Raw genomic sequence first — 23,140 nt, forward strand, 5'->3', positions numbered from 1 at the left:
GCTAAAGCCGGTCCTACAGTCCGTGTTTGCAGCGCGACAGTGCAATATCAGCAACAGCAGCGGCTCTTTTACTCATCAAACAGGCTGAACAGCACCAACAAGGAAACCCCATGCGTCTGTTTCACACCTCCGATTGGCACCTGGGCCAGAACCTTCATGGCCAGGAGCGCGACTTCGAGCACGGGGCGTTTCTCGACTGGCTGCTCACCAGCCTGAGCGAACGCAAGCCCGAGGTCCTGCTGATCGCAGGCGATATCTTCGACACGGTCAACCCGCCGGTCAAAGCCCAGGAGCGGCTCTACGATTTCATCGTCAACGCCCACGAGCGCCTGCCGCAGCTGACCATCGTCATGATCGCCGGCAACCATGATTCCGGTTCGCGTATTGAACTGCCTGCCCCCTTGATGCGTCGCCTGCGCACCCATGCCCTGGGTCGCGTGCTGTGGCTGGATGATGGCGTGCTCGATGCCGAACGCCTGTTGCTACCGCTGCCCGCCGCCGATGGCAGCATTGGTGGCTGGTGCCTGGCGCTGCCGTTCCTGCGCCCGGCCGAAGTCACCGGCGGCGTGCTGGGGGATAACTATCTGCGAGGCATCGGCCAGGTCCATGAAGCCCTGATCGCCGCAGCGCAAAGCAAGCGTCAGCCGGGCCAGGTGCTGATCGCCATCAGCCACGCCCATATGGCCGGCGGCTCGGTCTCGGAAGACTCCGAACGCAGCCTGATCATCGGCACCGCCGAAGCCCTGCCCGCCAGCCTGTTCAGCGCTGATATCACCTATGTCGCCCTCGGCCACCTGCACAAGCCGCAACGGGTCAATGGCGAGGAGCGCATTCGTTACTGCGGCTCGCCTATTCCCCTGTCGTTTTCGGAAATCGGCTACCAACACCAGATCCTCGAAATCAACTGCCAGGACGGCCAATTGGCCAGCGTCGAAACCCGTCTGATCCCCCGCGCCGTCAACCTGCAACGCTTGGGCCCTGCGCCTTTGGCCGAGCTAATGGAGCAACTCAAGGACCTGCCGGACATCGACCTGCTCGCCGATATCGACCGCCAGCCCTGGCTGGAAGTACGGGTGCGCCTCGACGAGCCACAACCGGACCTGCGCAACCAGATCGAAGGCGCCCTGCAAGGCAAGGCCGTGCGCCTGGTGCGCATCTCCACCGAATACGCAGGTAAAGGGGGCGAAAATGGCGGCGACGGCGAAAGCGATCTGATCGAACTCGATCAGCTCAGCCCTCGGGAACTGTTCAGCCGCGCCTGGCAGGACCACTACGGCAACCCGGTCGATGAACAGACCCTCAATGACTTCGCCATCCTGTTGCAGGAAGTCCAGCTGGAGGGCGAGCAGCCATGAAAATCCTCGCCATCCGCCTGAAAAACCTCGCCTCCCTGGCCGGGCCCTTTGAACTGGATTTCACCGCCGAGCCCTTGGCCAGTGCCGGGCTGTTCGCTATTACCGGGCCAACCGGCGCGGGCAAGAGCACGCTGCTCGACGCCTTGTGCCTGGCGCTGTTCGGGGCGATTCCACGGCTGAGCAATGTCGGCCAATCCAAGGTCCCGGAGATCGACGGCGACATCAGCACCAACGACCCGCGCACCCTGCTGCGCCGTGGCACCGGCAGCGGTTATGCCGAGGTGGACTTTGTCGGCATCGATCAACGCCGTTACCGCGCCCGCTGGGAAACCAACCGCGCTCGCGATAACGCCACGAAAAAACTCCAGGCCAGCCGCCAGACCCTGACCGACCTGGACAGCGAACAGATCCTCAGCAGCCAGAACAAGACCGAATACAAGAGCATGCTCGAAGCCCGCCTGGGCCTGAATTTCGAGCAGTTCACCCGGGCCGTGATGCTGGCCCAGAGCGAGTTCAGCGCCTTCCTCAAGGCCGATGACAAGGAGCGCAGCGAGCTGCTGGAAAAGCTCACCGACACCGCCATCTATAGCCAACTGGGCCGCCGCGCCTTCAGCAAGGCCAGGGAAGCGGAAAAGGCCCATGACGAGCTCAAGGCTCGCTCGGCCGGCATCAGCCCATTGAGTGAAGAAGAGCGCACGGCGCTGGATCAGCGCCTGCTGGAAGAACAAGGCCAGCTCAAGACCCACCAGGCCCGGCTCAAGCAGCTCGAACAGCAACAACAGTGGCTGACCTTGCTCGGCCAGTTGCAGGAAGCCCGGCAAGCCGCCGCCGAACAACTGCAACAGGCGCGCAACGAAGAACAGCAACAAGGCGCCGAACGCCTCAAGCTCGGCCGCCTTGAGCAACTGGCCACTCAACGCCATCAGTTTGTTCGCCAACAGGAGCTCAATAGCCAACTCACGCCACTGGCCGCGCAGATTGACGCCCAGAACCAACAGCAACAGGCCCTGCATACCCAGTTGCAACAGCTCGAAAGCACGCAGCAGCAGGCCCATGCCACGCTGCTCGACGCCCGCCAGCAACTGGCCGATGCCGCGCCACTGCTGCGCCAGGCCTTCGACGAGCAGAGCCAGCTGGCGCGCCTGAATCAGGACCTGAGCCAGGCCGACGGCGAACGCCAGCAACTCGACGAGCAATGCACTCAGGGCCAACAAGCCTTGCAAGGCATGCTCGACCGGCAACAGGCCAGCAGCCAGCGCCTTGAGTTGATCGCCACGCAACTGCAACAAAGCAACGCACTGGCGCCCCTGGCCGAAGCCTGGACCGCCTGGCGCGACCGCCTCAAGCAAGCGATGCTGATCGGCAACCGTCTGAATCAGGGCCAGGCCGAACTACCGGCCCTGGAACAACGGGCCAACAGCGCCAGCGAACAACTCAATCAGCATCGCACCGCCCTGGACCTGCTCTACCGCGAGGCCGGCGCTGAAGCCCATGCGGTGACCGAGCAGATCCAACTGCTCGGCAACCTGCTCCAGGACAACCGCAAGCAACAGCGCAGTGTCGAAGAACTGGCGCGGCTGTGGGCCCGCTTGCAGGAACTCGATTCCCGCGCCCTTGAGCTGAGCCAAAAACATCAACAGGCCCAGCAGGAACGCGAACGCCTGACCGCCGAAGGCCTGCAAGCCAAAAACGAGCTGACCGTCGCCGAGCAGACCTTGAGCGTCACTCGCCAATTGCTCGAACGCCAGCGCCTGGCCCGCAGTGCCAGTGTCGAAGAGCTGCGCGGGCAACTGCAGGACGACCAGCCCTGCCCGGTCTGCGGTAGCCACGAACATCCCTACCATCAGCCCGAGGCCTTGCTCGACAGCCTCGGCCGCCACGATGAACAGGAAGAAAGCAACGCGCTCAAAGTCGTCACCGCGCTCAATGAACGCCTGAACGATTTGCGCACCCAGGTCGGCGCCCTGATCGCCCAGCAGAAAGACAGCCTGCAACAGCAGGAGCAACTGGCACCACAGCAGCAGGCACTGGGCGAGAGCCTTGCCGCCCACGCTCTGGGCGCCCGCCTGCTGGAACAGGACGTCAACACGCGCGAAGCCTGGCTCAATCAGCAACTGAGCCAACTGCAACACAACATCGCCCAGGACGAGCAACGGCAAAATGCCCTGCTGACCCTGCAACAGGACGCCGCGCGCCTGCAACAACAGGTGCAGGCCACCGGCGAAGCCAGCCAGCTGGCCAACCAGCAATGGCAGGATCAGCAGCGTCAACTGAGTGGCGACCGCGAACGGCTGGAACAAGAGCTGGACGCGTTCTCTGCGGTGCTGTCCGCCGAGCACATCGACGGCCTGCGCACTCAGGCGGCGCAGACCGTGATGCAACTGGAGCAGCAGGTCGGCGAACGCCTGGCCCAGCTCGACCAGCGCAACGACGAGCAACAGGAACAGCGCGAGCGCCAGCAGAAGATCGAACTGGAACAGGCCAGCCAACAGACTCGGGAAAAAGATCGCGCCCGGCTGACCCAACACTGCAGCGAGCTGAGCACCCGACAACAGGCCAGCCAGCAGCAACTGGCTCAGTGGCTCGGCACCCATGTCGACGCCGAACACTGGCAACAGCATCTGCAACAACAGGAGCAACAGGCCCGGGAAGCCGAAAGCAGCGCCGCCCAGACCCTGCAGGACGCCCGCACGCACCTGCTGCAACTGGCCAGCGAGCTCAAGGCCAAAGCCGAACGCCTGGACAGCCTGCAACAGGAACAGCAACAACTGGTCGGCAAGATTGATGAGTGGCGCGCCCGTCATCCCGAGATGAGCGACGAAGAACTGGCCGGGTTGCTGGCTGTTGACGATGAGCAACTCAGCCAGTTGCGCCAGCGCCTGCACAATACGGAAAAGGCCATCGAGCAGTTCCAGGTGCTGCTGCAAGAGCGCGAAGAGCGCCTGGCTCAGCATCAGGCCCAGCACAATGGCGACCTGCCTGCCGAGCAACTGGCCAGTGCCACCGCCGAACTGCACACACAGCTCGCCGCCAGCGAAGACCTCTGCGCCGAACTGCGCGCCCGGCAGAGCGAAGATCAACGCCGCCAGCAAGCCAATCAGGCGTTGGCACAGCAGATCGAGCAGGCCAGCCAGGAATGGCAGCGCTGGGCACGCCTGTCGACCCTGATCGGCTCGGCCGAAGGCGACCGCTTCCGCAAGATCGCCCAGGCCTATAACCTCGACCTGCTGGTGCATCACGCCAACAGCCAACTGCGCCAACTGGTAAGGCGCTATCGGCTCAAACGCGGTGGCAGCATGCTCGGCCTGCTGGTCATGGATACGGAAATGGGCGACGAACTGCGCTCGGTGCATTCATTGTCGGGGGGCGAAACCTTTCTGGTGTCCCTGGCGCTGGCTTTGGGACTGGCATCGATGGCTTCGAACACGCTGAAAATCGAGTCGCTGTTTATCGACGAAGGCTTCGGCAGCCTCGATCCCGAATCCCTGCAACTGGCGATGGACGCCCTCGACGGCCTGCAGGCTCAGGGCCGCAAGGTCGGGGTCATCTCCCATGTGCAAGAAATGCACGAGCGAATCCCGGTACAGATTCAGGTGCGGCGACAGGGCAATGGCTTGAGCACCATTGAAGTAACGTAAGGCCTGAAACGGTCATCGTTGGGGATTATGTGTACGCCCAACCGGGTAAACCCTGCCCAATCTTGAACGGTGGATTCTCCACCGCCCATTTCAGCGCCCGGGCATTCTCTATGGCGTGGGCAATCTCGTGCTTGCACTCGATACTACGCGCCACCCCGCCGGCCGAGCCGAAGCCCATGCCCAGCAACGAGCCGCCGTTGATCGCCAGGGCCAGCCCTGCGGTCACCCATAATTTACTGCCGCTCATGATGCACGCTCCTGCGCTGCAGGTGAGGCACGCTCAAGTTCAACCAGGGAAGCGCGTTCCGGCTGGAAAGTGTGACTTTTAAGTTGCGGACTCATGCTGGTAACAGTGACCACGGCAATGAAGACAACATAAAGAGAGATGGCAACATACGCGCCATGTTTAATGGATTGCAGGATGGCAGTGGCCATGTTGTGTAACTCCGTAGTCATGTGTTTCCAGTGGCGCCATGATCGAAGAATCACGACATTATTGAAAACGATGGCTCGGCATAGCGGATATCAGTCGGCTTAATGATTGAGGCCGTTGATCAGGTCGATAGCGTGAGTATTTATAACAGGCAAAAAAATCCCCAAGGCTGCGAAGCGATGGGGACCAAGGGAGGGAATCCAGTTTGCGCCAGGCGCTTTCGCAAGCAAGCTCACACCACAGTAATTGCATGGTCTGCCACGCAGTGGGCAGTGGTCGCAAAGACCTGTGTTAAAGCGAACATGCTCGCGAAAACGTCTGCATTGACGCTGTGATTCCTGATGTTACCGTTTCAGTTTTTATTGGAACCCATTCCCTGTGATCGAAACTTTCGTTGACGGGGAATGGATTCGCTTAAGGCGCTTATTCATTATTGGGTCTTGTGATCCAGTGCAGCATAGAAGTTTGCGCTTTTTTGCAGATACTGCGGGGTATAAGTTTGTGTTGCTTGTGCTTTTTTCTCGGTCACTTCGGTGCTGGCGCTGGCAGGTAATACAACGCTGGCAGAAATGGCGGAAGCGGCAATGATGGAGAAGAGATTGAAGTTCATGTCGGTATTCCTCGGTGTTGATTGTTGCGTTTCAAGTCTTGACCGTCAGGCCGTGAGAGAGAAGTTACGCTTGAGGAGCCCATCATGAAAATGCTTTGCGCATATAGCCGTTATCGATTCGATTAATACAAGCGCAAACCCGCGTGCTGCGCGGGTCTGCGACATTTTGCCGCCTGTTTTGCGCCTATTTGCCTGACAGAAATTTGAAGTCAGACGGCGAATCGAAGTCGATTTTCTGCACCGTGTCCCCCAGCAAACCGGTTTTCGGGTCACGTTTTAGCGTGACGATGGCATTGCTTTTCTGGTTGGCGATCAGCACGAACTTGCCGCTGGGGTCAAAACTGAACTCCCGCGGCTCCTTGCCTTCGACCGAGCGACGCTGAATCTCCTTGAGCTTGCCGCTGGCCTTATCGATGGCGAACACCAGCAACTCATTGGCATCGCCGCGATTGGCCACATAGAGGAACTTGCCGTCCGGTGAGGCGTGCAGGCCACCCGCGCCGTTCTTCTGCGCATCGCCCTTGAGATCGACCTGCTGGGTCTGCTTGAAGGTGCCATCGTGGTATTCAAACACGGCGACCTGAGCGGCCATCTCCAGGGTCAGCCAGGCATGCTTGCCGTCGGCACTGAACAGCAGGTGACGCGGCCCGCTACCCGGCGGTAGCTCAACGAACGCCACCTTCGCGGCTTCCAGAGGCTTTTCCTTGCTGCCGTCATAGCGATAGACGAACAAGCGGTCGGCCCCCAGGTCACTGGCCACCAGATACTTGCCATCCGGAGTCGGCACCGCCGAATGCACGTGGGACGACGCCTGGCGCTCGGCATCGACATGGCCGGCCGGGTGGGTTTCGGTCTGCACCACGCCGGACAATTTACCGTCCTTGCCTACCGGAATCACCGCCAGCACACCACCGGGCTCAGGGTGCACGGCATAGTTGGCGACGAAAAGAAAACGCTGATCGGGGCTGAGGCTTGAGTGGGTCGGTTCATCGCCACGGCTCTGCACCTGATTGATCGGCGTAACCTGATGGGTCTTACCGTCTATGGCGAAACTGCTGACCTTGCCGGTCGCGTCGGCCTGACCCGGCCCGTTCTCGTTGACTACATAGAGGTGGCGCTGATCCTTGGACAGGGTCAGCCACGAGGGGTTTTCACTGTCGATGACCTGACGCGGCTGTGGGTCGAGCTTGCCGGTCTGGCTGTCGAACCCCAGCCGATAAATCCCTTTGCTGGCGCCCTGGGTGTAGGAGCCTACCAGTACATCGGCAGTTGTCATGGTTTGAGCCTGGACGGGAAGTAGCGTTAAAGCGCTGGCCAAAGCCAGCCACGGCAACAAGGGTGCATTCATTGGGGCATGTCCTTTTATTGGTGTTATGCACGACGCAGTAGTTGGGACCATGGGTGACCCCTATTAGTTTTCCGCCACCGCCTCCCGTACATCCGGCTGCAAACTGGGGATCAGCCGCGAGGCCCAGGTCTTCGCGCCCTCGACCTGACGCAGTGGCTCGATCGAGACCACCGCCAGCACCAGGGCAATGATCAACCAGGCTGTGGATAAGTCCTGCCCGGTCGGGCGCAGGCCGGTGCGCATGCGCGGCAACAACAGCAGGGCCCCGACCACAAACCAGATGGCCAGGCGCGGCAGTAGTTCTTCGCCGGTCACACCGACTTCCCACAGCGCCCACAGCGTGCTGAGCAACAGCAGCAAGGCAAACAGGCTGACGGCACAACGCCTGGCCATGAGCAGCAACACGCCGATGCTCAGCAGGCCGATACCCGACATCATGTAGTGAAACGAAGCCCCCATGCTGGCCAGGCGGGCGCCGGCGAATGCCAGCATCATGCCGACCAGCAGCAGAATCGAGCCGAAGACGACCGGCAACAGCCGGGTGCAACGCATGGGACGTTGAGTGTTCACGATGGATCTCCCTATCTATATCGAGCCGCCTGAATCCGTCGGGCGGTGACTGGCCGGGCCAGTCGTTGCAATGTCGTTATGCAGCCAGGGCTACATAAGAGAAAGGCAAGCACATCCGTGTGTAATGGCAGGCCAGGCCTGCTCATCGTGCCCATGCCGATCCCGTCGTCATAAAAACGCGGGACGCATGGAAATAAGATTACTACAGATAACCGGGCAAAAAATTGATCTGGATCAACCCTGCTCGTCTTCATCCTCGGCCTCGCTGGCGGCGAAAGCGTCGCTGATGCACACAATGCGGTGATCGGCATTACCGTCATTGATAACCCAGCTTTGCAGATCGGCATCGAAGGTCGCGGCCTGGACCTGGGCCTGGCTGAAACGCCAGACCTTGCGCTCGCGGCCGTCCATGCTCTCGATATGCAATTCAGCGCCAAGGACGAAATCGAAGGCATGCAGCCCGTCGATTTCCAGCATCTGGGAGGCTTCCAGGGCGGCCAGCAAGGTTGCGGGGGTGTCAGTCATATCAGTCATTCGCTTGGGTAAAAACGCGGATGATAGGTCAAAACACCCCATCGAGTCAGAGTTTGCCGATGCCTCCCGGCTCAAAGGCCGCTTCGCTCGCTGCGATACCGTTGGTCAGCGGCTCACCGAATTCCCCTTGGCTGATCTCGAAGCGGTCCCCCACCTGAGTGCGGATACCATCGGCGAAGGACAGGGTCGCAGTGCCGAAGAAATGCACATGCACATCTCCGGGACGCAGGAACTGGCTGTATTTGAAGTGGTGGTATTCTAGGTTTTCCAGACTGTGGCACATGTTGGCCTCGCCGCTTAGGAATTCCTTCTCCCACAACACCTGGCCATCACGGACGATGCGGCTGGTGCCCGCCAGGTTCTGCGGCAGCTCGCCGACCCGCAGTTCCGGGCCGAAAGAGCAGGCGCGCAGCTTCGAGTGGGCCAGGTACAGGTAATTCTTGCGCTCCATGACATGGTCGGAAAACTCATTGCCCAGGGCAAATCCCAGACGATACGGCTTGCCGTCGTTACCGATGACATACAGGCCGCTCAGTTCCGGCTCTTCACCGGCATCTTCGGCAAAGGGCGGCACCGGAAATGCCGCGCCTGGGCGTACGATGATGCTGCCGTCACCTTTATAGAACCACTCCGGCTGCGCGCCGACCTTGCCCGCCGCAGGTTTGCCACCTTCGATGCCCCACTTGAAGATTTTCATGGTGTCGGTCATGCCCGCTTCGACCTCGCCATCATGCTGGTGCATCTTGTCCCTCGCCGACGCACTGCCCAGATGGGTCAGGCCGGTACCGCTGACCAGCACATGGGCCGGATCCGGATGATCCAGCGGCGGCAGGATGCGCAACTGCTCAAGCAGTTGCGCGTAATCGTGATGCTCACCCAAACCCAGGCCATCGACCTGCCGAGCGAGGCTCACGCCAGCGTCGATGGCCGCCAGGGCCAGCTCGCGCACGCTGTTCGCGCCGAGTACTTCATGGACCCGATCACCGTCTACCAGACCAACGCGACGCTGGCCATTGCTCAATTCGAACTGTACTAAGCGCATGTTCATGCTCCTTGAAGATGTCCGCTCTGCTGCGGATCGTAGGAGCGAGGCTTGCCCGCGAAGACATTCTTTCAACCTCTGAAAATGTACCGGATGTACCGGCCTCTTCGCGGGCAAGCCTCGCTCCTACCTGTTGGTTGTTTGATTCAAACCCGCTGAGTGCGCGCACTCGCCGCAAACTGCTCGCTCGGCAACACATGCTTGCGCTCCAGCACCCGATAAACGATGCCGGTGAGGATCAGGCCAAACACCATCACCCCGGACAGGAAGTACAGCCCCGTGGCCAGATTGCCGGTGTATTCCTTCAGCGCGCCGATAACGAACGGGCCTATATAGCCGCCCAGGTTGCCCACCGAGTTGATCAGGGCAATACCGGCTGCGGCACTGGCCCCGGCGAAGAAACGCCCCGGTAACGTCCAGAACACCGCCGTGCAGGAAAACAGCGAAAACGCCACCAGACACAATGCCGCCAGTTGCGCCATGGGCAAGCTGAACCAGGCAGCGCCAAACAGGCCAATGGCGCCGATCACGTAGAGCACCGCCAGATGTCCGTAACGGTCGTTCAAGCGGTCGGAACTGCGCGGCACGATCAGCAGGCCGACAATGCCGAAGATGTAGGGCACTGCCGAAACGAAGCCGGTCACCAGATCGCTGCCGCCAAACTGCTTGATCAGGGTCGGCAGCCACAGGCCCAGGCCGTAGATGCTCAGGGTCACTGGCAGGTAGAACAGCGCCAGCAACAGCACGCGCTTGTCCTTGAGGGCATGCAGCGGGTTGCCGTGGCGGGTCTGGCCGTACTCTTGCAGATCCTTTTTCAGCTCACCGGCCAGCCAGTCCTTTTCGCCCTGGTCCATCCACTTCACTTGTTGCGGGCCGTCCGGCAGCCAGCGCAACACCGGCCAGGTCAGCAGGATCGCCGGCGTACCAATAACGATGAACAACCACTGCCAACCGTGCAGACCGGCCACGCCGTCCATGCCCAGCAGGCCACCGGAGACCGGCCCGGTGATCATCATGGCGATGGGTTGGGAAAGGATGAACAGGCCGAGGATCTTGCCGCGATGGCGTACCGGGAACCACTGGGTGATGTAGTACAGCACACCAGGAAAGAAGCCCGCCTCTGCCGCGCCCAACAGAAAGCGCATGACATAAAAGCTCGACGGCCCCTGAACGAAAGCCATGCCGATAGTGATGGCGCCCCAAGTGATCATGATTCGCGCAAACCACCGCCGCGCACCGAAGCGTTCAAGCATCAGGTTGCTGGGGATTTCCAACAGGAAGTAGCCGATGAAAAACAGCCCGGCGCCCAACCCGTAGGCGGCATCGCCGATACCGATGTCCGCGCCCATATGCAGCTTGGCGAAGCCCACGGCAGAGCGGTCCACATAAGCGATCAGGTAGAGCAGGATCAGGAAGGGAATCAATTTCAGGGTGATGCGGCGTATAAGCCCGAGTTCCTGGCTCATGTGTGCGGTCTCCAATTTGTTTTTGTTATGGAATCCCGGGGGATGCGCGCTGCCTTCAGACAGAGTCGTCCCTCATGTGCCACGGACTATATAGTATTACTATTTAGACAACAACTCTTCACACGGCAGAGTTTTCGGCCTATTTTAGCGAACAGCTCCAAAATTAAGTCTTACAATAAGAGAACCCCGATCATGTCTGATTCCGATAAAAAACCCCTGCGTTCTGCCCAATGGTTTGGTACCGCCGACAAGAACGGCTTCATGTACCGCAGCTGGATGAAGAACCAGGGCATCGCCGACCATCAGTTCGGCAAGCCCATCATCGGCATCTGCAACACCTGGTCAGAGCTGACCCCGTGCAACGCCCACTTCCGTACCATCGCCGAACACGTCAAGCGCGGCATCATCGAAGCCGGTGGCTGGCCAGTAGAATTCCCGGTGTTCTCCAATGGCGAATCGAACCTGCGCCCCACGGCGATGTTCACCCGCAACCTGACCAGCATGGATGTCGAAGAAGCCATTCGCGGCAACCCCATCGATGGCGTGGTGCTGCTCACCGGCTGTGACAAAACCACCCCGGCCCTGTTGATGGGCGCCGCCAGTTGCGACGTGCCGGCCATCGTCGTCACCGGCGGGCCAATGCTCAACGGCAAACACCATGGCAAGGACATCGGTGCCGGGACCATCGTCTGGCAGATGCACGAGTCTTATAAAGCCGGGCAGATCAGCCTCGACGAATTCCTCTCTGCCGAAGCCGGCATGTCGCGCTCGGCAGGCACCTGCAATACCATGGGCACGGCCTCGACCATGGCCTGCATGGCCGAAGCCCTGGGTACTTCCCTGCCCCACAACGCGGCGATTCCGGCGGTGGATTCACGACGTTATGTGCTGGCGCATATGTCCGGCATGCGCGCCGTGGACATGGTCCGCGAAGATCTCAAGCTGTCGAAGATCCTCACCAAGGAAGCCTTCGAAAACGCCATCCGCGTCAACGCCGCCATCGGCGGTTCGACCAACGCGGTGATCCACCTCAAGGCCATTGCCGGGCGCATCGGCGTCGATCTGGAATTGGACGACTGGACCCGTATCGGCCGGGGCATGCCGACCATCGTCGACCTGCAGCCGTCCGGGCGTTTCCTGATGGAAGAGTTCTATTACGCCGGTGGCCTGCCTGCGGTGTTGCGTCGTCTCGACGAAGCCAATCTGCTGCCCAACCCCCATGCCCTGACCGTCAACGGCAAAAGCCTGCGCGAGAACAATCAGAACGCGCCGATCTACGGCGATGACGAAGTTATCCGCGCCCTCGACAACCCGATCCGCGCCGACGGCGGCATCTGCGTACTGCGCGGCAACCTGGCGCCATTGGGTGCGGTGCTCAAGCCCTCTGCAGCAACCCCTGCGCTGATGCAGCACCGTGGCCGCGCCGTGGTCTTCGAGAACTTCGATATGTACAAGGCGCGCATCAACGACCCGGATCTGGACGTCGATGCCAACTCGATCCTGGTCATGAAGAACTGCGGGCCCAAGGGTTATCCGGGCATGGCCGAAGTCGGCAACATGGGCCTGCCCGCCAAGCTGCTGGCCCAGGGCGTCACCGATATGGTGCGGATCTCTGATGCGCGCATGAGCGGCACCGCCTACGGCACCGTGGTCCTGCACGTAGCCCCGGAAGCCGCAGCCGGCGGGCCTCTGGCGGTGGTGCAGGAAGGCGACTGGATCGAACTCGACTGCGCCAGTGGCCGCCTGCATCTGGAAATTTCCGACGCTGAACTGGAGGCCCGCCTGGCCGACTGGCAGGCGCCACCGAAATTGCTCAGCGGCGGCTATCGCCAGCTCTATATCGACCATGTGATGCAGGCGGATCAGGGCTGCGATTTTGACTTCCTGGTGGGCAGCCGTGGATCGGAGGTGCCAAGGCATTCCCATTGACCTGAGCGAAGCGAACCCTCTTGTGGGACCGGCTTTAGCCGGGAAGACCATGGGACAGGCGATAGAAATGTGTTGATCATGTCTACGCCTTCCCGGCTAAAGCCGGTCCCACAGGTGCTATCATGCGCGGCATTCCCGCTCAGGATTGACCGCGTCCACATGGATTACCGAAAGCCCTCCGACCGTAAAAGCATGCATGCCCGCATCGTCCAGGAAATCGGCATGCAGATCGTCTCCGGCCGCTTCAAGCCTGATGAGAAACTGCCCGCCGAGGCCCTGCTCTGCGAGGAGTACGCAGTCAGTCGCCCGGTTCTGCGCGAAGCCACGCGGGTGCTGGTCGCCAAGGGGCTGGTCTATTCGCGGCCACGGGTCGGCACAGTGGTCAAGGCCCGGCGCGAGTGGCACTTGCTCGATCCGGACGTGCTGCACTGGGTCATGCAAAGCACGCCACAGAATGAATTCTTCAACCTGCTGACCAGCGTGCGTGCGGTGATCGAACCGGCCGTAGCCGCTCTGGCTGCGCAATACGCCACCGAGGAAGAAATCGCCAGCATCGGCGAAGCCTACCAACGCATGGAAACCGCAGCGAACCCGCAAGCCTTGCTGCAACCCGACCTGGACTTCCACAGCCGCATCGCCGACGCCACCCACAACGACTTGCTTGCGCATCTGTGCAACATGCTCTCCCTGGCCCTGCGCGAAGCCCTCAAGCATTCCAACCAGCGGCCCAACCTGCACGAACTGGCCCTGCCGCGGCACAAGGCAATCCTCACCGCCATCGAAAACCGTGATGCCCTCGGCGCCCGCCATGCAACGCTGGTGCAGCTGGACGATGCGCGTAACGCCCTGAGTGTGGTGTTGGGGCAGGATTTGTCACTGTAGACCGGCCCTGCATAAATCCGTAGGACCGGCTTTAGCCGGGAGACTGCCCTCGCGGCTAAAGCCGCTCCCACAAAAAACGCATAACCCTTATGAAAAATCCTTCCTACCTTTTCCGAAAGTTGTTCTTAGCTATGTTGTTACAGGGCTGAAACGAATATCAGCCTTGTAATGCCATTTTTTTGACAACCGGTTTACAAGGAGAGGTAGACATGCGCGATTTGACTCCGCTCTACAGCGCCGTCGTTCAGGCGTTGTCGCAGGTTTTGGCAGGTGATGACCATAGCGATTCACAACGGCCGGAACGGCCTTGTGTGGGACCGGCTTTAGCCGGGAAGGCAATGGCTCAGGCGCCGAAAATGTGTCGGCTGTACCGGCCCCTTCCCGGCTAAAGCCGGTCCCACAAAAAGCGTTATTTCTTCTTATCCTTGGCAAACGCCGCTTCCAGCGCTTCGTTGAGGGTGCGCAGGACCTTGACCCTGGCCCAGCGCTTGTCATTGGCCTCGATCAGCGTCCAGGGGGCGATTTCGGTACTGGTGCGGTCGACCATATCGCCCACGGCCTCACGGTAGGCTGGCCATTTCTTGCGATTGCGCCAGTCGTCTTCGGTGATCTTGTAGCGTTTGAACGGGATTTTCTCCCGGGCTTCAAAACGCTCCAGTTGGGTGTCCTGATCGATGGCCAGCCAGAACTTGACCACCACCACACCGGCCTCGGTGAGCTGCTCCTCGAAGTCGTTGATCTCGCTGTAGGCCCGGGACCAGTCGGCCTGGCTGCAAAAACCTTCGACCCGCTCGACAAGCACCCGGCCGTACCAGGAGCGGTCGAAGACAGTGAACTTGCCCCGCGCCGGAATCTGCCGCCAGAAACGCCACAGATAAGGCTGCGCGCGCTCATCTTCGGACGGCGCAGCAATCGGCACGATGTTGTAGTGACGCGGGTCCAGAGCGGCGGCCACGCGACGGATCGCGCCGCCCTTGCCTGCCGCATCATTGCCCTCGAACACCGCCACCAGGGCATGGCGCTGCATGCGCTTGTCGCGGATGTTGCCGGACAGGCGCGCCTGTTCGGTGATCAGTTGTTCTTCGTAGTCGCTCTTGTCCAGGGACAGGGTCATGTCCAGGCTGTCGAGCAAGGTGAATTCGCCGTGGTTGGCCGCCAATGGCCCCAGGGTCAGGCTGGTCGCCTCGACCTTCGGCGCCTTGAGGGCCGCCTGCATGCCTTCGAGCAGCAACCGGCCCACGGTCAGGCTGCGGTAGTAAGGGTCCATGCCTTCAATCACATGCCAGGGCGCGTAATCACGACTGGTGCGGCGCAGTACCCGCTCGCCGAAGCGCACGAACTTGTCGTAAGTCTTGGATTGCTGCCAGTCCAGCGGGCTGATGCGCCAGCTGTGCAGCGGGTCGTCCTTGAGCATTTTCAGGCGGGTTTTCATCTGTTTCTTGGACAGGTGAAACCAGAACTTGAAGATCAGCGCACCCTCGTCGCAGAGCATCTTTTCCAGACGCTCGGCACCATTGATGGCCTGGTCGAGCACGGCGTCCTTGAAATTGCCATGGACCCGGCCCTGAATCATCTGGCTGTACCAGTTGCCAAAAAACACCCCCATGCGGCCTTTGGCGGGAAGCTGGCGCCAGTAACGCCAGGCCGTGGGATGGGCCAGCTCTTCATCGGTCTGGCGGTCAAAGGTACGGACTTCGATATAGCGCGGGTCCATCCACTCATTGAGCAACTTGACCGTCTCGCCCTTGCCCGCGCCTTCGATGCCATTGATCAGCACGATGATCTGCCGCCCGGCCTGCTCGTGCAGCTCGTACTGGGCATCAAGCAAGGCTTCGCGCAGGGCCGGGACTTCTGCGTCGTAGGTTTCCTTGGCAACGACGTGACCGATTTCAGCGGATTCGAACATGCATGTCTCCCTCTCTGGAATCATTGAGACTACTTTATCGGCGCATGGTTTGCCGGTGATGGATCAATTAATAATCCTTCGCTGGCACAAGGCTGATCGGTCAACGGATGGGTGGGCGTGAACTGGCGTAGCAAACGCGGTCCGTTGTAGGAGCTGCCGAAGGCTGCGAGTGGATATATCTGATACTCCCCTTTCGCAGCCTTCAGCAGCTCCTACAACACCTCATTTCAAATCAGCTATTGGCGTCTGTTTGACCGGAGCCCGTATCCGCTGCCGTAAAAAACAGCTCTCGAATATTCTCCGTAAGCTGCTCCAGCAACTCATGCTCGGCAATCTCGCGATTGGCCATCACCTCCTGACTGCGCCGCTCATACTCATCCGCATCGCTTTCGCGCAGATCTTCCAGCGCACTCATCTGCGGCTCAAACCGCTGGGTTATGCGGGCAAAGTCAGCGCTGTATTCATTGCGCAGAAATTCACTCCATTGCCGGTTGGCTACGGCAAAGCCAATGAACCCGGCGCCCCGTTCGCCCTCGAGAACCCGTTGCCTGGCACTTTCCAGAGCCTGTTCGCTGACCTCGGCGATCTTGGCGAAGACCATGCTGTGGGGCTGCCTGGGTAGATCCAGCGCCCGTGCCAGGCCGATGCGGTAAGCCAGACGCACCTCCACGTCATCGACCGTCAGGCTCTGGGCCTTGCGAGCAACGATCTCCTCATCGACGATGGTCTGTATCTCGTCCAGGCGAAACAGGCTGCGCATCACCTTCAACCGCGCCTCGATGTGAGCACCTTGCGAAGTATCGGCGTCGAGCAGCGCGCGACGCACATAGGCCGTCACCTGAATATCGCTGAAGATCAGCCTGATGCCGTCCTGGCAGGTCTGGTTGGCGCCGTGCATGCGGTCATTGGCCATGGCATTCAAATCGACACGCAGTTCTGCATCCCCCGCCGCCATCTCCAGTACCTGCAGGACGTCGTTGCTCAATTGCGAGTGATAGCGCCGGAAATCCTGAGTCTGGTGCAACTGCTGGGTCAACAGCAGCAGGTCCGGCGCATCGTTTGCCTGTTCGATGCTGTCCCAGGCCGCGTGCACCCGCGTGTTGAATTCCGTCTGCCCCGACTCCTCCCAGATATCCACGGTCGGCATGGGCGTGGCGCGCTCGGAATCGTCCGAATCAGACCAGATCTCCCTCAGGGTACTGGAATCATCGGAAGCGTCCGCGAACTCACTGACACTGTCCCGGCTATCGCCGGGGGCATCGAACTCCAGGCGGTAGACATCGTCCGCACGCCCATGGGTATTGGCCCAGTAACGGCGCAGCTCAGCCTGATCGAGGGGGTTGCCATAGGCCAGGATGGTCATTCGATAGGGGGCATGGCTGCCGTTCTGGATGACCTGCAAGGGCAGATGTTCGATACGGTTGGCACTGATATCCAGCAAGCGCAGCCCCAGATTGTCAGTCCATTGCGGCCATTGCGTCAGGCCCGTGCGGTACAGCCATAGCCGTTCAAGATGAGCATGGTGCACAGGGGTCAGTTCGCCCAGGGTATTGCCACCCAGGTCCAGGGACACCAGATTGGGTATCTGCATCAGGCGGTCCATGGCGGTCTGATCGAGGGTCAGGCCCGCCCCGTCCAGTGACAGGTAGGTCAGTTGCCCGAACGTATGCAGGCGCTCGGGCAGCCCGGCAACCTGGCTCCTGACCAGGCTCAGGTTGGTAATATTGGGGAACAGGCCAAGAAAGCTGTCGAGCTGTGCGGCCGTCGCGGTGACCGTATCAAGGGTGATGGAACGGATCTGCGCGTAATGCCCGGCCAACTCGGGCAGCCCGGCAAGTTCTCGCATATCCAGGTCAGCGAGAAACACCACACGCCGCCCCATGTTCGGCGAAGACTCAGCATTGAAGCGCCAGGCATCGGTGATCGCATCAGCGACTTCACGCCGCACCGCTGACTGAGTGCCGGGCTGCGCCGATGCCACCCAGCCATCAAGCGCCGTGTTCAAGGTGTCGAGCTCCTGCAAGCGGCCTTGGGCTTCTTGCCATAGCAGTTCCACCGTCGCCCCGTCCTCCAACCGGCCACGGACATAGTCTGCCATGTCGGTGACGAATGCCGGATTGTCGGCCAGATCGGGATATAACCGGGCATAGGCAGCGCTCAGCCGCTGCCGGTCGGCTTCAGGCAAGCTGGCAATCGGCAGGCCGCGACCGCTCAAGCGATAACCGAAACGTCCATCAAGCAGGCGTTTGGGCCGACGAAAACCCGGTTTGACGGGCTGCATGCCCAGTATCTTCGCCACCCGCAGACGCTGGCTGGTCGCCTCCCTGAAAATGCGCTCACGCAGCGCCAGGGCACCCACCGCCGAATCGTTGAAGCCGATGGCCTGACGTGCTTCTTCAGGCAAAGCCTGCAGCACCGCCGAGAAAAAATTGTGACGTTCCAGAACCTCTTCCTGCAGCGCCTGGCCTCGTCGATCAAACGCCTGATAGCGGCTGCCGCTCTTGACCAGAACACCGCGCTGCGTTGCCGAGCGCTCACCGATGGCATCCAGCAATGGGCCACTGAGCGCACCGTCACGCACCTCAACACGCAAGCGCTTGGGCCAACCCGGCAAGCGTTCAAGCAGATGCAGGGCCAGCTTGTGGGTATCGCCGTGATCCGCCCGGGACGCCAGGAAAAACCCTTCCAGCGCCTGATTGACCCGCGCCTCCTGCAAATAGCCGCGAACCCGCTCATTGAGCGCCAGGGGGATGCGCTGCGTGGACTGCATCTGCGTCAGTTGCTGCGCATCGGCCTCGGCCAGCACTTCGCGCGCCGCAGCCGTGGGCAGCCCCGGAAAGTCACGCTTGAGCAACATCACCAGAGGATCGGCGCTTTGTTCACGCAGCAGGTTCAAGGTGTCGAACAACAGCGACCGGCTGTCCCAGCTCACACGGCCGACTTCGAATGCCAGATTCATCGGACTGGCCGGCCTTCGCGGGCTGAAGATCAGGGCCTTTTCATCTTCGCTCAGGGCGTCGAGTACCGTGCTCATTAGCTTGCCCTGATCGATCCGGGCCTGACTGACCACAATGGGGCGACCGGGAGGCAGGGCCTCGCCCGCCAACCCACTCGACACATGAATGGCCCTTTCCTTCGGCCAGCCGCGAATCAACGGTAGCAGCTTGAGCTGCAACCGCGGGTCTGCAGACTCAAAGCGGCTGCCATCGTTGATCAACTCGATGAAGGTCGAGACCTGTTGGTTCAGACCGAAGCGTTCGATGGTGTCGAGCAAGCCAGCCGGTGGCGCCTGGCGATCAAGGTGCAGCACCGCGAGCAGCGAGTGATCGGCGCCGCTGATCCGCATCACCTGTTCTGCTGCCTCCTCGGACAGTGACGCAACAGGATGACCCAGGCGCCTGAAGGACTTTCTTGCATCCCAGTCGCCAGGGTTCTCGCCCTCATGGCGCCAGGCACCGGCACCGTTGTGCTCCAAAGTCGGCGAAAAGCGCCCGCTGCGCGGCGGCTCGACGCGCCAGGTGTTCAGCGCCGTATCCTGACGAACCGGGTAGAGCCGATCCTCCAGCGACACGTATTGCTTACCCCGATGGCTGAATACGCCCTCGGCATCAGGCTTGAGGCCCGGCGGCAACACAACATCACTGGCGAAGGGCACAAGGTTCGGCGACCACAGGCGCACCTCACCATTGTTGAGGGTGACAGGCCGCATGCTGTCGACAAAAGACGACGCCCTGACCGGGGTCAATAACACCGACAGCTCATGGCCAGCGATCGCCATGCTCGCCGCCATCGCAAGATTTTCCGCAACGTTTTCCAGATGCCCGAGCGCCGCTTCCAGATCACCTTGGGTCCAGGCCACCACGCCCTCGAATACCTCCCCCAGCAACTGCAAGCCGATAATCACCGCCACCGCCTCACCGAGACCGGGGATAAAGCCGGCCACGGTCAGCACGTCCTCGGCAAACTCGGTCAGGCTGGCGACTTCGGACGCCTGATCCTTCTCGAAGACCGGCACCGCCAGCACCCGCGCGTCCTCGCGGATACGCACCTGGGTCGTGATAGCGAAGTGATTGGTGGTCAGGTCGGTTACCGGCGTCAGCTTCAGATCAAGGCTCACGCTATCGTCAGGCACTACCAGGGTCTGGGTGCTGCTCAGCAGGCCACTGCCGTATTGCTCGGTTCTGGTGGTCAGGGTACTCAAGCGGCTCTTGAGCCGGGCCAGCAACCGGCCCTTATCGCGCAACCGGGCAAAGTTGCCGAAGAACTGTTGAAAATTACTGTTCCTGAGCCTGCGACGAAGCCAGTACTGCAACTCATCGAGCGAGCCATGTTCGCTGAACGGTGAGGCGGGCTCATCGGGGATATAGACGATGCAGCGACTCGACACCGTCGACTGCAAAACCAGCACATCCCTCAAATGAGTCTGCAAAATATTGAGGTACGACACCTCTGTGGAAACGTGAACAATTCCATCGTCCTGATAACCGGCAGCCGAGAGCACTGCCAGATAGGCAGCGGGGGACAGCTTGCCTTTCATGCGAGCGATATGCGCCTCGACGAGCATTTTGTAGAGCGCGCTGTAATTGAGCGCCTGCGTGATCTGCTCGGAGCCCGGCGTAGCGCGCATTACCGCCTCAGTCGATGGCGCAAATACGCTGTTGAGATGGGTCTGATACTGCTCGCCCAGATCAAGTTGGCGGCACAACTGCATAAAAGCTGCGGCCGATATGTTCGGCAAATACGTCGTCGGCGTTGCCGGGTCTGGTCGATATTTACGCACACTGGAAAAACGCTCGTCCGTCGCTGCCGTTACTTCTTCACGCTGATAATTGCTCAACGCAGCCTGCAACAAGGTTCGACGACTGATTGCCTCGACGCCAACGGGCAGCTTGCCGCTATCTATCTCCAGTTGATTTTCCAGCCAGGTCCTCCTGCGTGTCGGCCCCGATGTACCGAGGTAGCCTTTGCAGGCCGTGCACTCGGGCGGGCTCAGAGTGGCCTGCCAGATTTCGTCACGCTCGATGTCCAGGCCCGGTCCGAATGCCTGCTCCAGCGCCTCTGAAAGCAAGGGTTTGACAAACTCACCCAGGCCTTTCAAATCCCTCAACGCCGTGGCCTGAGCAGTCTGTAACTGACGCGCGAAGGCAATATCCCGGTTCAGACGCTTGCGCAGCTCAGCGGATGAATTGACGTACCAGCCAGGCAGCGCGCCCTTTATAAAGTCATGGTGAACATTGGTCGTGGAATTCGTCACGGCTCAACTCCAAGTGATAAGAGAGTGAGCACGTGATCAGCTTTTAACCTGTCAGTAGCGGTAGATAGTTAATAGCGTCCGCCTGCGTCCGGCGCTGCGCTAATATCAACAGTCCGTACACAAGCTGAGCGCAATCGTGACTATTACCCGCCATGCCCAGATCGATTGGGACGATCAGGGCAACCCTCATTCTCGAACCTTCTCTGACGTCTACTTCGCCACCCAGTCGGGCCTTGAAGAAACGCGGCATGTGTTCCTCGTGCAAAACGATTTGCACAAACGCTTCAGCGAACTGCCTGCGAGTGGACGCCTGGTGATTGGTGAAACCGGTTTCGGCACGGGCCTGAATTTTCTCTGCGCCTGGCAGCTCTTTGCCGAATGCGCACCGCTTGATGCCCGCCTGCATTTCGTCAGCGTGGAAAAATTTCCCCTGAGCCAGGCCGACCTGCATCGTGCCCTCGGCCTGTGGCCGGAACTGGCCGCCTTTGCCGAACCCTTGCTCAAGCAATACGTCGCGGTACATGACGGCTTTCAGCGCCTGGTATTCGATAATGGCCGGGTGACCCTGACCCTGCTGATCGGCGATGCCCTGGAAATGCTGCCGCAACTGGACGGGCAGATTGACGCCTGGTTCCTCGACGGTTTTGCCCCGGCGAAAAACCCGGAAATGTGGACCCCGGAACTGTTCGCCGAACTGGCCCGGCTTTGTGCGCCTGATGCCACCATCGGCACCTTCACCAGCACCGGCTGGGTGCGCCGCGCCTTGAACACCGCAGGCTTCAAGATGAAGCGCGTGCCAGGCATCGGCCACAAGTGGGAAGTGCTGCGCGGCACCTTCGAAGGCTGGCCCGAAGACGTCGAGCCATTGCCCGCGAGCAAACCCTGGTTCGCTCGGCCCCAGGCCCTTGGCGGCCCACGCAAGGCCCTGGTGATTGGCGGCGGCATGGCCGGTTGCACCACGGCCGCGAGCCTGGCGGCACGGGGCTGGCAAGTCAGCCTGTTGGAACGTCACGACGAGTTGGCCCAGGAAGCCTCCGGCAACCCCCAGGGTGTGCTCTACCTCAAGCTGTCGGCCCATGGCACGACCTTGTCGCAGCTGATCCTCAGCGGTTTCGGCTACACCCGCCGCCTGCTGGAAAGCCTGCAACGGGGCGTCGACTGGGATGCCTGCGGCGTCCTGCAACTGGCCTTCAACGACAAGGAACTGCTGCGTCAGGCGCAACTGGCGGCGGCCTTCCCAAGGGAACTGCTGCACCACGTCGAGCCGGCCGGCGCCGAACAGCTCAGCGGGATCGGCCTGGACTCGGGCGGGCTGTTCTTCCCCGAAGGCGGCTGGGTGCATCCTCCAGCGTTGTGTCAGGCACAGGTCACGCACCCGAATATCCAAGTGCAACTGCATCGGGACGTGGTCGAACTGCGTCATAAAGCCGGGCAATGGCAGGCCTGGGACGGCGAGCGGCTGATCGACAGCGCCACCGTCGTCGTACTGGCGGGCGCGGCGGAGATCAAACGCTTCCCGGCCAGCGCCGACCTGCCCCTCAAGCGCATTCGCGGGCAGATCACCCGCCTGCCTCAGACCGAGGCCAGCCAGGCACTGAAAACCGTGGTCTGTGCCGAAGGCTATGTCGCCCCGGCACGTCATGGCGAACACACACTGGGCGCCAGTTTCGACTTCACCAATACGGACTTGAGTACGACCGCCGAAGATCACCTGGGTAACCTGGCGCTGTTGCAGGAGATCTCCGCCGACCTGAGCACCCGTCTCGACGCCCGGCATCTGCCTCCGGAAACGCTGCAAGGCCGGGCGGCGTTCCGCTGCACCAGCCCCGACTACCTGCCCATCGTCGGGCCGCTGGCGGATAAACAGGCCTTCCTCAACACCTACGCCGCCCTCGCCAAGGACGCCCGCCAGGTGCCGGACACGTCCTGCCCGTGGCTTGACGGCCTGTACGTCAACAGCGGCCACGGCTCTCGCGGGCTGATTACTGCACCGCTGTGCGCCGAACTGCTGGCGGCCTGGCTGGATAACGAACCGCTGCCGTTGCCCCTGAGCGTGGTCAAGGCCTGCCACCCCAACAGGTTCATGTTGCGGGAGTTGATTCGCGGGGTGTAATCGATACATCGAGCGTAATTGTGGGACCGGCTTTAGCCGGGAAGAGGCCAGTACATCCCC

15 protein-coding genes are annotated in these 23,140 nt (G+C 61.0%); 5 read left to right on the forward strand and 10 right to left on the reverse strand.

What is annotated here, in order from left to right; translation table 11 throughout:
* The first annotated feature begins 110 nt into the window (after positions 1-110).
* Positions 111-1,355 carry an exonuclease SbcCD subunit D C-terminal domain-containing protein gene (locus AC1Z24_RS23470; RefSeq protein WP_483742913.1) on the forward strand — a complete coding sequence of 415 codons (1,245 nt, stop codon included), beginning with the start codon at positions 111-113 and terminating at the stop codon, positions 1,353-1,355.
* Entirely contained in the window at positions 1,352-4,993 is a 3,642-nt protein-coding gene (locus tag AC1Z24_RS23475; protein WP_483742914.1) for an AAA family ATPase, read from the forward strand. Before AC1Z24_RS23470 ends, AC1Z24_RS23475 begins: the two co-directional genes overlap by 4 nt.
* Before the next feature lie 25 nt (positions 4,994-5,018).
* Here the strand turns inward: AC1Z24_RS23475 and AC1Z24_RS23480 are convergent, their stop codons facing one another.
* The 8 genes from AC1Z24_RS23480 to AC1Z24_RS23515 form a co-directional block, all read right to left on the reverse strand.
* The gene (locus AC1Z24_RS23480; RefSeq protein WP_259102517.1) at positions 5,019-5,240 is read right to left on the reverse strand and encodes a hypothetical protein; all 222 of its coding nucleotides are present in this window, start codon (positions 5,238-5,240) and stop codon (positions 5,019-5,021) included.
* A complete protein-coding gene (locus AC1Z24_RS23485; RefSeq protein WP_483742915.1) occupies positions 5,237-5,428 on the reverse strand; it encodes a hypothetical protein in 192 nt (63 codons plus the stop codon). The genes AC1Z24_RS23480 and AC1Z24_RS23485 overlap by 4 nt, the downstream gene beginning before the upstream one ends.
* Before the next feature lie 428 nt (positions 5,429-5,856).
* On the reverse strand, positions 5,857-6,036 hold the full coding sequence (locus AC1Z24_RS23490) for a hypothetical protein (protein ID WP_483742916.1): 180 nt from the start codon (positions 6,034-6,036) through the stop codon (positions 5,857-5,859).
* Positions 6,037-6,220: 184 nt separating this feature from the next.
* The gene (locus AC1Z24_RS23495) at positions 6,221-7,384 is read right to left on the reverse strand and encodes a lactonase family protein (RefSeq protein ID WP_483742917.1); all 1,164 of its coding nucleotides are present in this window, start codon (positions 7,382-7,384) and stop codon (positions 6,221-6,223) included.
* 63 nt (positions 7,385-7,447) lie between these two features.
* Positions 7,448-7,954, reverse strand: coding sequence for a hypothetical protein (locus AC1Z24_RS23500; RefSeq protein ID WP_483742918.1), 507 nt, complete (start codon positions 7,952-7,954; stop codon positions 7,448-7,450).
* Between the two features lie 234 nt (positions 7,955-8,188).
* The gene (locus AC1Z24_RS23505; protein ID WP_483742919.1) at positions 8,189-8,479 is read right to left on the reverse strand and encodes a DUF5629 family protein; all 291 of its coding nucleotides are present in this window, start codon (positions 8,477-8,479) and stop codon (positions 8,189-8,191) included.
* A 55-nt stretch (positions 8,480-8,534) separates the two neighbouring features.
* Positions 8,535-9,530: an AraD1 family protein gene (gene araD1, locus AC1Z24_RS23510; protein WP_483742920.1), complete on the reverse strand. Its 996-nt coding sequence runs from the start codon at positions 9,528-9,530 to the stop codon at positions 8,535-8,537.
* Positions 9,531-9,676: 146 nt separating this feature from the next.
* Complete coding sequence (locus AC1Z24_RS23515) at positions 9,677-10,996, reverse strand: MFS transporter (protein WP_483742921.1); 1,320 nt, start codon at positions 10,994-10,996, stop codon at positions 9,677-9,679.
* A gap of 192 nt (positions 10,997-11,188) precedes the next feature.
* Here AC1Z24_RS23515 and AC1Z24_RS23520 point away from each other — a divergent pair, with 192 nt between their 5' ends.
* A complete protein-coding gene (locus AC1Z24_RS23520; protein ID WP_483742922.1) occupies positions 11,189-12,925 on the forward strand; it encodes an IlvD/Edd family dehydratase in 1,737 nt (578 codons plus the stop codon).
* A gap of 159 nt (positions 12,926-13,084) precedes the next feature.
* Entirely contained in the window at positions 13,085-13,807 is a 723-nt protein-coding gene (locus AC1Z24_RS23525; RefSeq protein ID WP_483742923.1) for a FadR/GntR family transcriptional regulator, read from the forward strand.
* 409 nt (positions 13,808-14,216) lie between these two features.
* Here AC1Z24_RS23525 and pap read toward each other — a convergent pair whose 3' ends face one another.
* Entirely contained in the window at positions 14,217-15,713 is a 1,497-nt protein-coding gene (pap, locus tag AC1Z24_RS23530; RefSeq protein ID WP_483742924.1) for a polyphosphate:AMP phosphotransferase, read from the reverse strand.
* 232 nt (positions 15,714-15,945) lie between these two features.
* On the reverse strand, positions 15,946-20,967 hold the full coding sequence (locus AC1Z24_RS23535) for an NEL-type E3 ubiquitin ligase domain-containing protein (RefSeq protein ID WP_483742925.1): 5,022 nt from the start codon (positions 20,965-20,967) through the stop codon (positions 15,946-15,948).
* Between the two features lie 136 nt (positions 20,968-21,103).
* Here AC1Z24_RS23535 and mnmC point away from each other — a divergent pair, with 136 nt between their 5' ends.
* Positions 21,104-23,080 (forward strand): bifunctional tRNA (5-methylaminomethyl-2-thiouridine)(34)-methyltransferase MnmC2/FAD-dependent 5-carboxymethylaminomethyl-2-thiouridine(34) oxidoreductase MnmC1, encoded by a 1,977-nt coding sequence (gene mnmC / locus AC1Z24_RS23540; RefSeq protein WP_483742926.1) that lies wholly within the window; start codon positions 21,104-21,106, stop codon positions 23,078-23,080.
* Positions 23,081-23,140: the final 60 nt, after the last annotated feature.

It is taken from the genome of Pseudomonas sp. JL23 (genome assembly GCF_056933585.1).